This is a genomic window from Bradyrhizobium sp. MI1.10 (genome assembly GCF_055811035.1).
In genome coordinates, this window is the sequence record NZ_JBVVPN010000090.1 from 1 (window position 1) to 12,355 (window position 12,355).

12 protein-coding genes and 2 pseudogenes are annotated in these 12,355 nt (G+C 62.9%); 8 read left to right on the top strand and 6 right to left on the bottom strand.

Annotated features, from left to right (window positions below; genetic code table 11):
- The first annotated feature begins 292 nt into the window (after positions 1-292).
- Positions 293-2,158, top strand: a complete 1,866-nt coding sequence (locus AC0L3K_RS39365) for an alkaline phosphatase family protein (RefSeq protein WP_473368089.1) — start codon at positions 293-295, stop codon at positions 2,156-2,158.
- A 39-nt stretch (positions 2,159-2,197) separates the two neighbouring features.
- On the opposite strand, the gene AC0L3K_RS39370 is transcribed toward AC0L3K_RS39365, so the two are convergent.
- A complete protein-coding gene (locus AC0L3K_RS39370) occupies positions 2,198-2,770 on the bottom strand; it encodes a hypothetical protein (RefSeq protein WP_007603116.1) in 573 nt (190 codons plus the stop codon).
- A gap of 392 nt (positions 2,771-3,162) precedes the next feature.
- Here AC0L3K_RS39370 and AC0L3K_RS39375 point away from each other — a divergent pair, with 392 nt between their 5' ends.
- On the top strand, positions 3,163-3,822 hold the full coding sequence (locus AC0L3K_RS39375) for a peroxiredoxin (protein ID WP_007603114.1): 660 nt from the start codon (positions 3,163-3,165) through the stop codon (positions 3,820-3,822).
- Between the two features lie 56 nt (positions 3,823-3,878).
- On the opposite strand, the gene AC0L3K_RS39380 is transcribed toward AC0L3K_RS39375, so the two are convergent.
- On the bottom strand, positions 3,879-5,609 hold the full coding sequence (locus AC0L3K_RS39380; protein WP_354128527.1) for a methyl-accepting chemotaxis protein: 1,731 nt from the start codon (positions 5,607-5,609) through the stop codon (positions 3,879-3,881).
- A 185-nt stretch (positions 5,610-5,794) separates the two neighbouring features.
- Here AC0L3K_RS39380 and AC0L3K_RS39385 point away from each other — a divergent pair.
- The 3 genes and pseudogenes from AC0L3K_RS39385 to AC0L3K_RS39395 form a co-directional block, all read left to right on the top strand.
- Positions 5,795-5,878, top strand: a pseudogene (locus AC0L3K_RS39385) (hypothetical protein); the annotation flags it as partial.
- 7 nt (positions 5,879-5,885) lie between these two features.
- Positions 5,886-6,474, top strand: a pseudogene (locus tag AC0L3K_RS39390) (FAD-binding domain-containing protein); the annotation flags it as partial.
- A gap of 66 nt (positions 6,475-6,540) precedes the next feature.
- Positions 6,541-6,870, top strand: a complete 330-nt coding sequence (locus tag AC0L3K_RS39395; protein WP_354128526.1) for a histone — start codon at positions 6,541-6,543, stop codon at positions 6,868-6,870.
- A gap of 57 nt (positions 6,871-6,927) precedes the next feature.
- Here the strand turns inward: AC0L3K_RS39395 and AC0L3K_RS39400 are convergent, their stop codons facing one another.
- The 3 genes from AC0L3K_RS39400 to AC0L3K_RS39410 form a co-directional block, all read right to left on the bottom strand.
- Entirely contained in the window at positions 6,928-7,671 is a 744-nt protein-coding gene (locus tag AC0L3K_RS39400) for a hypothetical protein (protein WP_219684021.1), read from the bottom strand.
- A 97-nt stretch (positions 7,672-7,768) separates the two neighbouring features.
- Complete coding sequence (locus AC0L3K_RS39405) at positions 7,769-8,641, bottom strand: DMT family transporter (RefSeq protein WP_219684022.1); 873 nt, start codon at positions 8,639-8,641, stop codon at positions 7,769-7,771.
- A gap of 102 nt (positions 8,642-8,743) precedes the next feature.
- Positions 8,744-9,190, bottom strand: a complete 447-nt coding sequence (locus AC0L3K_RS39410; protein ID WP_007603109.1) for a hypothetical protein — start codon at positions 9,188-9,190, stop codon at positions 8,744-8,746.
- 289 nt (positions 9,191-9,479) lie between these two features.
- On the opposite strand from AC0L3K_RS39410, the gene AC0L3K_RS39415 reads away from it, so the two are divergent.
- Positions 9,480-9,743 (top strand): hypothetical protein, encoded by a 264-nt coding sequence (locus tag AC0L3K_RS39415; protein ID WP_007603106.1) that lies wholly within the window; start codon positions 9,480-9,482, stop codon positions 9,741-9,743.
- 30 nt (positions 9,744-9,773) lie between these two features.
- On the opposite strand, the gene AC0L3K_RS39420 is transcribed toward AC0L3K_RS39415, so the two are convergent.
- Positions 9,774-10,235 carry a host attachment protein gene (locus AC0L3K_RS39420; RefSeq protein WP_219684024.1) on the bottom strand — a complete coding sequence of 154 codons (462 nt, stop codon included), beginning with the start codon at positions 10,233-10,235 and terminating at the stop codon, positions 9,774-9,776.
- Positions 10,236-10,546: 311 nt separating this feature from the next.
- Here AC0L3K_RS39420 and AC0L3K_RS39425 point away from each other — a divergent pair, with 311 nt between their 5' ends.
- Both AC0L3K_RS39425 and AC0L3K_RS39430 read left to right on the top strand, forming a co-directional pair.
- On the top strand, positions 10,547-10,822 hold the full coding sequence (locus AC0L3K_RS39425) for a hypothetical protein (RefSeq protein WP_354128525.1): 276 nt from the start codon (positions 10,547-10,549) through the stop codon (positions 10,820-10,822).
- Between the two features lie 437 nt (positions 10,823-11,259).
- Positions 11,260-12,225: an AraC family transcriptional regulator gene (locus AC0L3K_RS39430; protein WP_354128524.1), complete on the top strand. Its 966-nt coding sequence runs from the start codon at positions 11,260-11,262 to the stop codon at positions 12,223-12,225.
- Positions 12,226-12,355: the final 130 nt, after the last annotated feature.

A 12,355-nucleotide genomic window follows, 5' to 3' on the forward strand; every position in this document is an offset into this window, starting at 1 on the left:
TATGTCCCCGGGCCCGGCCCACACAAACTAACCCCGATTTGCGGCCCCAAGCAAACAAATCCAGACTGCCGCCGCGGAAAGATTCTGGATTGCTTCGCTACGCTCGCAATGACGATGCTGAAGCAGTTGCCTGCCGACACCGCGATCTCGTGCCCCGGACGCCGCGCAGAGCGGGGCCCCTCCCCTTCTTTGCATGCCGCTCCGCTCTTGTAACAAAACCGTCATGCAGCGAAACTAAACGAAGCCGGGGGCCGCGGTTGGCGGCCAAGCCGCCTCGCAGGGAGAGATTTTGATGCGCCGTTCACTGGTGTTGCTGTCAGCCGGACTGACAGTGTTGTCCGCCGGACTCTCGACCGGATCTGCCTCCGCCGAGAACAACACGCCCCGTAACCTGATCCTGTTCATTCCCGACGGTCTGCGGGCGCTGAAGGTCACACCCGAGACCGCCCCCGCAATGGCCGAAATCCGCGACAAGGGCGTCAATTTCAAGAATTCGCACTCGCTGTTCCCGACCTTCACCATGGCCAACGGCTCGGCGATGTCGACCGGCCATTATCTCGGCGACACCGGCGTGTTCTCCAACACGATCTGGACCAACTACACCTCGGTGCCCGCCGGCGACACCGTCCTCCCCTTCATCGAGAATGACGCCGTGCTCGGCGACATCGACGAGCATTTCAAGGGCGATTATCTCAACGAGGACACGATCCTGAAATTGGCTCGGGACAAAGGCTACAGCACGGCCGCGCTCGGCAAGCACGGCCCGACCTATCAGTTCGACCACACCGACAAGCCCGAAAAGACCGGCCTGCATTCGGTCGTGTTCGACGATGCCACCGGCGGCAAAAATGGCGTGGCGCTGTCAGACGAGGTCAAGGCCGCTCTCACCAAGGCCGGCCTGCCCCTCGCAACGCCGCCGCGCGGCGACAACTCCAAGGCGGGCGATGCCAAGACGCCCGGCACCACGGTGGCCAACGTCGCGCAGCAGGCCTATTTCGCCGACGTCGCGGCCAAGGTCGTGCTGCCGATGTTCAAGGCCCGCAACAAGCCGTTCGTGCTGGTGTTCTGGTCGCGCGACCCCGACGGCAGTCAGCACAACACCGGCGACAGCCTCAACCAGATCATGCCCGGCATCAACGGGCCGACCTCGATGGCCGGCATCAAGAATGCCGACAACAACCTCGCCCAGCTCCGCAAGGCGCTGGACGAGCTCGGCCTTGCAGCAAACACCAACATCATGGTCCAGGCTGACCATGGCTTCTCGACCATCTCCAAGGAAAGCAAGACCAGCCCCTCGGCCAAGCTCAGCTATGACGACACGCCAAAGGACTTTTTGCCGATGGGCTTTCTGGCGCTCGACCTCGCCAAGGCGCTCGAACTGCCGCTGTTCGATCCCAACGACAAGAACGCCAAAGTCGAGGGCAACAAGCATCCCAAGGCCGGCAACGGCGTGCTCGGCAAGGATCCGGAAAAGCCCGATCTCGTCGTCGCCACCAATGGCGGCTCCGACCTGATCTATTTGCCGAACAAGGACAAGAAGCTGGCGGCCAGGACCATCAAGACGCTGCTTGAGCAGGATTACGTCTCCGGCCTGTTTGTCGACGACTCGCTCGGCCGCTTCCCCGGCACCCTGCCGCTGTCGAGCATCAACCTGCGCGGCAAGGCGGCGACGCCGACGCCGGCGATCGTCGTCAACTTCCGCTCCTATGCCAGCGATTGCGGCGAGGCGCCGACCAACTGCTCGGTGCAGGTCGCCGACACCGTGCTGCGCCAGGGCCAGGGCATGCATGGCAGCTTCAGCCGCGGCGACACCATGAACTTCATGGCCGCCATTGGCCCGGACTTCAAAGCCGGCTATGTCAGCGAGATCCCGGTGAGCAATGCCGACGTCGGCATGACGGCCGCCCAGCTCCTCGGCCTGCGCAGTTCGCAGAACGGCGGCCTCGTCGGCCGCGTGATGTCGGAGGCCCTGCCCAACGGCATCATGCCGAAGGCGTACAAAGGGGGCGAGAAGTCGAAGAAGTCCGAGAACGGCCTGCAGACCGTGCTGAACTTCCAGCGCGTCGGCAGCCAGCGCTATTTCGACACTGCCGGCTTCCCGGGCCGCACGCTCGGGCTGGAGCCGGATACCGGCAAACAAAAAACGGCGGGGAAATAACCCCGCCGCTCAAATGCGTCCTCGTGAGAGGCGCAGAATTTACATGCCGATGTCGAACACGTTCGGCAATTGGCCCGCCAGAGGCAGCGCGGTGGCGCCCAGGAAGGTCGCCACCATCGCCATCAGGCGACGGTTGTTGTGGCGCTTGCCGCGCATCTGGCCGGCGATCCACTCCAGCATTTCGCTGTTGACCTTGGAGGCATAGGACGGCGCCCAGCCCTCGATATCGGACTCGGCCGACAGCGCGACGCTGCGCGGCGGTACCTTCAGGCCGGAGGCGCTGGCGGCATAATGGGCCACCGCCTTGGCCAGCAGGTCGTCGAACCGGCCGCCATCGGTACGCTCGGTCGCAGCTTCGTTGATCTCGAACAGCACTTCGGCCTCAGTGCGGCTGATCGGCTGGTCGTTGACGGCCGTGGCGGTCAGGATGCGGGCGCACCAGGCGGTGTCATCGGCATCGAGCGAGCGGGAGAAATGCACCCTTCCCTTGGTGGTCGGACCTTCGCCCGTGATCACGCCGTCGCGCACGATGGTCAGTGCATGGGCCGAGGTATCGCGGCAGGACGGTTCGAGGGACGGCGACTCAATAGACTTATGCGCAGCGGCAGACATAGTTCACTTCCAGATTTCTTCTGATCGGCCAGCATTTTCATGCCGGCGTAAAGGGGTGGTTAATGATTCGGTACGGGGGTCGCGACTTTTTGAGATGGTTGCCAATTGGTCGCTGTCAGGACCATTTCGGTTCTGGGAAGCGACGGGCGAGCGTGATGGAAGTCATAAAAGGCTTTCTCGGGGCAATCGCGCCCGTATAGCCCCGGTGGAGATGTTTCGCCGCAGGCGCGGCTGTAACAAAAAGGTGCTAGGAAATCAGGCCTTCAAAGAAGGAATTCACATTTTACTTGAAGCAGTTCAGTTAGCGTTCACTTGGGATCGTGGAGCCCCTATAATGGCCACCACGGTCCAAGATGAATTCGCAAGTAAATTCAATAACATGAGGTAGAACCATGACACTTCCGATCGGCGCCACCGCCCCCGACTTCGAAGCCGAGACCACCGAAGGGAAGATCAAGTTCCACGACTGGATCGGCAATAGCTGGGCGCTGCTGTTCTCGCACCCCAAGGACTTCACGCCGGTTTGCACGACCGAGCTCGGCGCGCTCGCCAAGCTGAAGCCGGAATTCGACAAGCGCGGCGTCAAGCTGATGGGCCTCTCGGTTGATCCGGTCGACCGCCACGCCAAATGGTCGGAGGACATCAAGGAGACGCAAGGCGCGGCCCCGAACTATCCGATGATCGGCGACACCGATTACAACGTCTCCAAGCTGTACGGCATGCTCCCGGCCGCGATCTCGGGCGATCCCCTCACCCGCACCGCCGCAGACAACCAGACCGTCCGCAACGTCTTCATCATCGGGCCGGACAAGAAGATCAAGCTGGTGCTGGTCTATCCGATGACGACGGGCCGGAACTTCCAGGAGATCCTCCGCGTCATCGACTCGCTCCAGCTCACCGCCAAGCACCGCGTCGCGACCCCGGCCGACTGGTCGCAGGGTGACGACGTCATCATCGCGGGCTCGGTCTCCAATGACGAGGCCAAGACGATCTACCCGCAGGGCTGGAAGGAGCCGAAGCCCTACATCCGGATCGTGCCGCAGCCGAAATAACGGAACTGTCATTCCGGGCGATGCGTCAGCGCCGCCCGGGATGACGATGTTAGCTCTTACGCCGCGCGTACGCGTTCGAGGAAGCCCTCGACCTCGGCCTTCAGATGCAGGCTCTCGCCCGACAACGCCTGGGCGGAGGCAAACATCCGGCTGGACGTCTCACCCGTCTCGTTCGCACCCTCGGCGGCCTGACGGACGTTGACGGCGACATCGGCCGTGCCCGATACCGCCGCGCGAACGCTGGCGACGATGTTTTGGGTCGCGCTCTTCTGCTGCTCGACCGCAGCCGAGATCGACCCCGCGATGCCGCTGATGCGCTCGATGGTCTGGCTGATCGCCTTGATGGCGACAACCGATTCCTCCGTCGCAAGCTGCATGCTGGCGATCTGGTTCGAGATCTCGTCGGTCGCCTTGGCGGTCTGGCCGGCCAGCGTCTTGACCTCCTGGGCCACCACCGCAAAACCGCGGCCGGCATCGCCCGCGCGCGCGGCCTCGATGGTCGCGTTCAGCGCCAGGAGATTGGTCTGCTCGGCGATCGAGGTGATCAGCTTGACGACATCGCCGATGCGCGCGCCCGCCTCGGAGAGCTGCGCGATGCGCTGATCGGTCGCCTCGGCCTGCCGCACCGCCTCAGCGGAAATGACATTCGATTCCTGCACCCGCCGGGTGATTTCGGAGATCGATTGAGACAGCTCGTCCGAGGCCGACGCCGCCGAACGCACGTGCTCGGAGGCGTTTTCGGAAGCTCCGGCCGACCGCGCGGACAGATCGGCGGTGGAGCGCGCGGTGTCGGTGAGCTGCCGCGCCGCGCGCTCGAATTCGCCTGACGATGTCAGCACCTTGTCGAGAATGCCGCCGACACCGCCACGGAACTCCTCGACGAAATTGCGCAGGTCGGATTTGCGCTGATCGGCGGCTGCAGCCGAAGCCGCCGCCTGCTCGCTGCGCATCCGCGCCCGCTCCTGCGAATTGCTCCTGAACACCGCGACCGTGCGGGCGATCTCGCCGATCTCGTCGGCGCGATCCTCGCAATCGATCTCGACGTCGCTTTTCCCTTCGGCGAGCGCGGTCAGCGAGCGCGTCACCGAGGTGAGCGGCTTGGTGACACGGCGGACGACCAGCAAGGTCAGGACCAGCACCAGCAGCGCGGCGAGCCCGGCGGCGGCCGCCATGCTTTCGATCGTCTGGGCCAGCATGCTCTCGAATTGGGCCATCGGGATGCCGACATAGAGGATGCCGGCGACCTTGCCGCTGGCGTCGGCGATCGGCAAATAGGCGGTCATGAAGGTCTTGCCGAACAGGGTGGCCGGGCCCTTGTAGGCCTCGCCACGACGCAGCAGCGCCTGCGCCGGGTGATCGGCGGCAAGCTGGGTCCCGACGGCGCGGTCGCCATTTTCCTTCTTCACGTTGGTCGAGCGCCGCACGAACTGCCCGCTCGCCTCGTCGAACACGAACAGGGTCGCGTTGCCGCCGACATAGGACACCGCGCGATCGACGATGGCGTGATCCCTGAAGTCCGGCATCTTGGGAATCTCGGCGCGCGCGACCGCGCCATCCTTCATCGTGATCTTGGCGTCGGGAACGATTTCGGCAAAGGCCAGCGCCAGCGTGCGCAAACTCACCTCGATATCGCGCAGCGCACGATCATTGAAAGCGGAGCTGAGCGACCAATAGCCGGCGCCGACCACGAGCGCCGTATTCATGGCGATCAGCAGCACCGCGCACAGGAGCGCCTTGGTGCCAAGTTTGAATTGCGGCAGAAACTTCGCCGTTGCTCGTCCGTACATGAATGGAATGACTCCTGTAATTCCTGCATATTCGTGCAATCGGCTTACGGTCGCATTAACGCGGTTCCCACCGCGACATGCTTTCCAAATCGTTAACGAAGACACCCTGACCACGCCCAGAACTACGCTAAGGACTACGCCAAGCGCTCCCCCCCATCGTCGTCTGGTTTCGCGACGACCTCCGCCTGTCCGATCACCCCGCCCTCCACGCTGCCGCCAAGGCCGCTGCGACGACCGGCGCGCCGGTGATCTGCCTCTATGTGCTCGATGACGCGGCCGGGCGAGCGCCGGGCGCCGCGGCGCGCTGGTGGCTGGAGCAGTCGCTGCAACCGCCCGGACCGGGAGGGGACCTCACATCTGTTACCGCATTTGAGGTTCGGCGAGCTCAGCCCGCGCCAGGTCTGGCACGCCGCGCGGTTTGCCGCGGCGGAAAACTCCGCGATCGGTCCCGGCGTCGACAAGTTCCTGAGCGAGCTTGGCTGGCGTGAGTTCTGCCGGCACCTGCTGCACGATCCTTGCCACCGAAAACCTGCAAGCGAATTTCGACGGCTTCCCATGGAAACCCGACGCCAAGGCGCTCGCAGCCTGGCAGCGCGGCCGCACCGGCTATCCCATCGTCGACGCCGGCCTGCGCGAGCTCTGGCACACTGGCGTGATGCACAACCAGGTGCGAGGTGGTCACCTGGTCAAGCACCTCCTGATCGACGTCCCGACCAAGCTGATCCACCAGCCCTGGCAGGCGATGCCGATCGAGCTTGCGAGCGCCGGCGTCACGCTCGGCAAGAGCTATCCGCAGCCGATCGTCGATCATGCCAAGGGACGTGAGCGCGCGCTCGCCGCCTACGCAAAGATCCGCAAAGGTTGAGCGTTGCTTTGACACAATTATGAAACGCGCTATCGTCATCGCTCCATGCAAACCGTGGGGGACGATATGGACGACGACAAGCCAATGACTGAACAGGCGATGGATACGATCACCACCGCCGTGGAAGCGACCAAGGACGCCGCTGTCACTGCGGTGAAGAAGGTCAGGAAAGCCGCCAAGAAGGCTGCAAAGAAAGTAGCGCCGAAGAAGGCTTCCAAGAAGAAAGCCAAGAAGGCTGCGAAGAAAACTTCGAAAAAGGCCGCCAAGAAGACTTCGAAGAAAGCTGCAAAGAAGTCGTCGAAGAAGGCGGCCAAGAAAGCAGCAAAGAAAACGGCAAAGAAGGCCACCAAGAAAGCTGCCAAGTCGAAAAAGAAGGCCAAGAAGGCCAAGCGCTGATCGCAAAGGCCGAGGTCTCCGGGTGTGGACGCGCCCGGAGACGGCTCCAGCGATACCCTACCCTCGCCGCTTGGCTGCACGCCGGCCCGGGTGATGGACGCCTTGCGGATCTCGGAATTCGCTGCGATGACCTCGCCGGTCCTCGGCGTTGAAGCGCCGCCGCTTCTCGGGCGAGCCGAACGCCTTGATCACCTTCCTGCCGTTGACCTTCTTGATGACGTAGCCGCCCTTGGTCATCGAGAACGGCTCTTTCAACGTTCCCTTGTGGTCGAACTTGGTGCCCGGGCGGTGCTTGAACGGTTCGAACCAGGAGGGATAGACGAAGTTCGACATCTCAAAGCCGGCCACGAAGAAGGTGTCCTCTTCCACGGCGTCACAGACCTCATAGGCATATTGGGTGTTCGGGTTTTTGTCGGCCCACAGATTGGCCATGGGATCGAGCACCATCTCGAACAGCTCGTGCGAGGCCGCCACGCTGACCGGCTCATCGCCCAGCGCCTTGACGAAGATCTTTGAGATCGGCTGGCGGCGATGCGTCAGCTCATGGCGGCCGAGCATGTTCTTGTGGGACGCCTTGTCAAAATAGACCAGCTGCCAGTCGCCCGGCTTCGGCTTTTCGGTGACATAGAGGTCGACCGGATAGCCCCACACCGGCAGGAAGTGCTTGTCGTAGCATTTCTGGAGCGCCGCTGTGAGCCTGGCCATCTTGCGGCCGCTGATCATCGGCTCCGCGTAGTTGAGGCAGGCAATCCGGACTGGCTTCAGGGATCTGCCGAGCAGTGCACGACGCGCTTTCTTCATGGAAATCACCGTGTGAAAGGGAGGCTGAAATGCCCCAAGCCTAGCACGACGCACGCCGCACGTCAGGGATGTATTCCGGCGGCCCGGCCCGCCGGTCCTAGAAGCGTCGATTGACCACGAACACCGCGGCCGCGCACATCACCATGCCCGCGATCGCCAGCGCATCGAGCTTTTCTCCGAACAGCAGATAAGCCATCAGCGCCGTCACGGCTGGCACCAGATAGAACAGGCTTGCAACAGACGTGGCGGCGGCGTGGCGGATCAGCCAGTACAGCAGCCCGATCGACCCGATCGAGAGCGCCACGGCGAGCCAGGCCAGCGCGAGCATGAACTCGCGCGTCCAGTGCACCACGCGGTCCTCGAACAGGAAGGCGCCGATCGCGAAGAAGATCGTGACGGACACGTACTGCACGAGATTGCCGGCCCGCCAGTCGATATGGTTGCAGTAGCGGCGCTGATAGAGCGTGCCGAGCGTGATGCTGATCAGCGAAACCACGGAGGCGAGCCAGCCGAGCCCGGCTTCGCCGGTCATGGGACGGCCGTGCAGGATCAGCACCACGCCGCCGAGGCCAAGCACGAGCCCCGCCCATTGCACCGGCGTCACCTTCTCCCCGAGCCAGCGGTTGGCGATGGTCGAGGTCAGGATCGGCTGAAGGCCCGGAATGAGCGCGGAGAGCCCGGCCGGAATCGAGTGCGCGATCGCGATTGCGGTGCCGCCGAGATAGAAGCCATGGACGAGAATGCCCGCGACCGCGCTGTGCGCGATGCCGATACGGTCCGGCCATTTCGGTCGGGCAACGGCGACGATGATTGCCATCAGACCGACCACGAACGCCATGCGGATGGCGAGGTAGGTCAAGGGATCGGCATTGTTGACGACGTATTTGGTGCCGATGAAGCCCGTGCTCCAAAGCAGGACGAACAGGATCGGCGCGGCGCGGGCGGTCAGGGCTTCTTGATTGTGGTTCATTGCCGCACTCATTGCCCCACCGGGGGCCAATGCGGCAATGCGAATTTCGGCCAATTCCGTTCAGACGATGCTGCGCTGCGACGGACGGGACGGTTCAGCCGCTCACCATTCGTCCGGACAGGGATCGATGATCTTCCAGAGCTCGACACCGTTCTTGATCTTTTTCATATCGGTGGTGAGCCCGCCATTGCGGCGGATCCAGTCCTTCACCGTGTCGGGGTAGTAGGCCATCAGGTCGGACGTCCCCTCCGCGCTGGTGACCTTGATGCCGAAGGTGAAGGCCTTGTCGTAGTAGGCTTGGTGGAAGCCGAGGCTGGCGCGCGGCGTCACGCAGATTTTGTTCATCGGCACGATGCCGAGCACCAGGGTGCAGGCCGAGTTGCAGATGCCGTCGATGATGACGCGCTCGCCCTTCTCGCGGACGCGCTTGTACTTGGCCTTGTACTCCTCGACATAGCCGCCGTGGTCGCGGGTGATGTGCAGTTCGGCGCGCGCCGGCGTGGCGGCGACGACCGAGAGCAACAGCAGGCTCAGAAGCGTGATGCGCATGGCGAGGTGACGGCGAAAGCCTTCAGGAATGGACCGGCCTATGGACCCCAAAAAGCCGGCAACAGGAGTCTTGAGCTAATTCTCTTTGGTCACACTTGTGTGGGGAATTCGTTAAGCATCTCGAAAAGGCCAAAAATGGGCAGGTCTGGACCATAGAACCGGCAATTCTGTCACACCCACCCGGGAATCTGCGGGATTGGCCCCGGTTTTCGGGCGGCAGACGGGTGCTCCGGCCGCCCGAACTGGTTATAAACGGCTGACCTATCCGTGCGGGTTCCGGAGATTCGAGATGAGCAAGTTGAAGCTTGTAGCCGCGATTGCAGCCCTGTCGGCCGCAATCCTTGCCCCCGGCCTCGCAGAGGCGCGGGGACATCACCGGTACCACCGCCACTACGCGAACCCATTGCCCTACCCGATCAGCTATCTGCACAATTACGGGCCCGGCATCACGCCAGGGACGTTCGCCTTGTACGACGGCCCGTCGACCAACCATTGCTACCAGAGCGCAGCCGCCTATGTCGGCCAGGACCGCCGCCGGCACCCCTGCTTCTGAGGAGCGCAGGCGCGTCCTCTGCGGGGGCAGCTATTTGGCGGCGCCCGACAGCAGCAATTGCTTCTCGATCTCGTAGACCGGCAGTTTGACGAGGTCCTTGCCGACCTCGCCCTGGAGAGCCTTGCGCACCACGTCCGAATAATCGGCGCGGATCATCCCAAGCGCACGCGGCGAGGCCACCAGGGTCAAGGCCGAGGTCTCGCCTGAGCTAACGGCGGCATCGAGCCGTCCGGCCAGGCCGCGCAGGAAGGCGCGCTCGGCCTCGTCGTGCCAATCAGTCTGCTCTACCGAGCTGCGCGTGCTGCCGGCCGCGCCATGGAGCCTGCCCGGCGCGTCGGTCCCTTGCGCACCGGTCGAGGGATTGGGCTGTTCGTGCACCTCCCTGGTGTGGAGGTTCGGAAACATCTCGTCGCCGAGGTTTTCCAGAATGAGCGCCTTGCGCCCGTCGCACACGACCAGCCAGTCACCCTTGTCGATTCTCATTTTGTCCATTGCACAGCTCCAAAGCGACCTCGCGAGCCGGCTCTTCGAAATGCTCGAAAGGCTGGCCACGACGCCAAGCTTAGGGGCGAAGCTGCACAGTTGGTTGCGCGGGATCAAGGATGGCGGCGATTTCCCGCGGAGCGCAACGCAAGCGCAGCATTGGTCAAGAGCACGAACCTGGGATAGTCTGGCGGAGCTAAAGGTCAGGCCTGCGGCGGGCTGGCTGAAGACCTGTTCATCAGCATTACATTTCGCTCCCGCCACAATTTGATCAGAACAAACTTCGATATCCCTGTATTGCGTAAGCGGAGAAAGACATCATGAAGCTTAGAATTGGCCTCGTCGCCGCGTCCCTGTTGGGTGCGTTGGCCGCATCGCCGGCGGCGTCTGCCATGCCCATCGCGCCAGCTCCTGCGACGCCGCAGGTCTCGGACGTCGAGCAGGTCCGCATGGTCTGTGACGCCTGGGGACGTTGTTTCTGGCGCCCGAACTACTATGGATACTACGGTGCCCCGGCCCCCTATTACGGTCCCCGATATGCGCCGCGCTATTATGGTGGCCCGCGCTACTACGGACCACGTTATCGCCGCTGGTGATTCTAAAGGGGCCCTCCGGGGCCCCTTCGCTTTTGCGAGATCAAGGATGTTGGTCTGGAGTCATTCCAAAACTGATCTAGATCAAAGACGAAATCCGCCACGCCATCATTCTCCGACGATGGTCGATTTGATCGTTTTTCGATGTCCCCAGACGGGCATGAATGTGCAGACACATCTTGAGAAGCAACAGAGACAGGAGGCACAGAGCTTTGCCTCCTTTGCCTGTCCCGCCTGCACGCGGCTGCATTTCATCGACCTCGCCTCCGGCCAGCCGATGACGCGAGACCGTTGACGACGACATCGATCCGCCGGGCTGCATGCCATGATGTCCGCAATACTACGGCCCGGAATCCGGTTTACTGAAACGCGATGTTTCGCCATTGATGGCGATGTTCTGACGTTCATTTGATTGTCATATGCGGCAGCCGGCCACACGCATGTTGTTCGACGCCCTCGCCCCATCATCCGCGCTTCGATTGATCGGCTTTGCCGACGTCGATGCGTTTCGGCCGATCGAGTCGATGGAGGATGCGAGAAGCATTCCGCTCGACGTCCGGAATTTCGCGGCGGCTCGCGCTGTCGTCTCCCTGCCCGGCTGCCGCATCGTCATGATGCGCTCGTTCGCGCGCATCCTCGACGGCGCCTATCGGATGCCCGGGGGGATGGTGATCCTGCCTATGACGGACGACCTTCAGGTCAATTCCAAGGGCATGGATCTGGACGCGCGTTTCTTCATCGCGCTCCGCGGCAGCGATGAATGCCATTTCGTCGAGCGTCGGACCAATCATCATGCGATGATCATCTTCTCACCCGGCCTGAGTGACCGGGGCTGGTTCGATCAGGCGGACGATTTGCGGGCCCACGGCGCGAACCGCCCCGCTTTGCTCCACGCACGGCAGCTCCTTCTCGACATTCTGCGAACCGCGTCGGTGCAGCCGGCCTTGTTCGAAACGACTGAGGTCGCCGCCCATCTCCAGGAAGGCTTGCTGCTCGCGCTCGACGATCTGTTTCGCATCGATCCACTCTCAGACCGGAGTGCCTCCGTCCAGGGCGAGCGGTCGATCAAACTCGTGCAGCGGATCGACGATTACGTCGCTGCACATCAGACTGCTCCGATCTATACCGCCGATCTCGCCGGCGAGTTTGGCGTCTCGATCCGGACGCTCGGCGGCGCCGTCAGCAAGGTGTGTGGCATGAGCCTGCACCAGTACATTCGCCTGAAAAAATTGTGGGCGACGCGGTCTCGCCTTCTCAAGGGCGGCGGCGCCACCGTCGCCACATGCGCGCGCGCCCAGGGCTTTCACCATTTGGGCGAGTTTTCCGCAGCTTACCGCGCGATCTTCCACGAAACCCCGTCCGACACGCTGGCACGAGGCCGGCAAGCGGGTCCGACGGCAGGCTGACGGGCCAGGCCGCTGCGACGGTCGTTGTTGTCAACGCCTCTTCGGAACATGTCTGAGCGACCCGAGACATAGGTGACAGTTCGTACCGGACACATGGGTTACACTTTCCGCTTTTGTTCTGCGGGAGTGT

What these genes read in the sequence shown, in the direction of transcription:
- AC0L3K_RS39365 (WP_473368089.1), top strand. Translation starts at nt 293, where the DNA reads ATGCGCCGTTCACTGGTGTTGCTGTCAGCCGGACTGACAGTGTTGTCC.
- AC0L3K_RS39370 (WP_007603116.1), bottom strand. Translation starts at nt 2,770, where the DNA reads ATGTCTGCCGCTGCGCATAAGTCTATTGAGTCGCCGTCCCTCGAACCG.
- AC0L3K_RS39375 (WP_007603114.1), top strand. Translation starts at nt 3,163, where the DNA reads ATGACACTTCCGATCGGCGCCACCGCCCCCGACTTCGAAGCCGAGACC.
- AC0L3K_RS39380 (WP_354128527.1), bottom strand. Translation starts at nt 5,609, where the DNA reads ATGTACGGACGAGCAACGGCGAAGTTTCTGCCGCAATTCAAACTTGGC.
- AC0L3K_RS39395 (WP_354128526.1), top strand. Translation starts at nt 6,541, where the DNA reads ATGGACGACGACAAGCCAATGACTGAACAGGCGATGGATACGATCACC.
- AC0L3K_RS39400 (WP_219684021.1), bottom strand. Translation starts at nt 7,671, where the DNA reads ATGAAGAAAGCGCGTCGTGCACTGCTCGGCAGATCCCTGAAGCCAGTC.
- AC0L3K_RS39405 (WP_219684022.1), bottom strand. Translation starts at nt 8,641, where the DNA reads ATGAACCACAATCAAGAAGCCCTGACCGCCCGCGCCGCGCCGATCCTG.
- AC0L3K_RS39410 (WP_007603109.1), bottom strand. Translation starts at nt 9,190, where the DNA reads ATGCGCATCACGCTTCTGAGCCTGCTGTTGCTCTCGGTCGTCGCCGCC.
- AC0L3K_RS39415 (WP_007603106.1), top strand. Translation starts at nt 9,480, where the DNA reads ATGAGCAAGTTGAAGCTTGTAGCCGCGATTGCAGCCCTGTCGGCCGCA.
- AC0L3K_RS39420 (WP_219684024.1), bottom strand. Translation starts at nt 10,235, where the DNA reads ATGGACAAAATGAGAATCGACAAGGGTGACTGGCTGGTCGTGTGCGAC.
- AC0L3K_RS39425 (WP_354128525.1), top strand. Translation starts at nt 10,547, where the DNA reads ATGAAGCTTAGAATTGGCCTCGTCGCCGCGTCCCTGTTGGGTGCGTTG.
- AC0L3K_RS39430 (WP_354128524.1), top strand. Translation starts at nt 11,260, where the DNA reads ATGTTGTTCGACGCCCTCGCCCCATCATCCGCGCTTCGATTGATCGGC.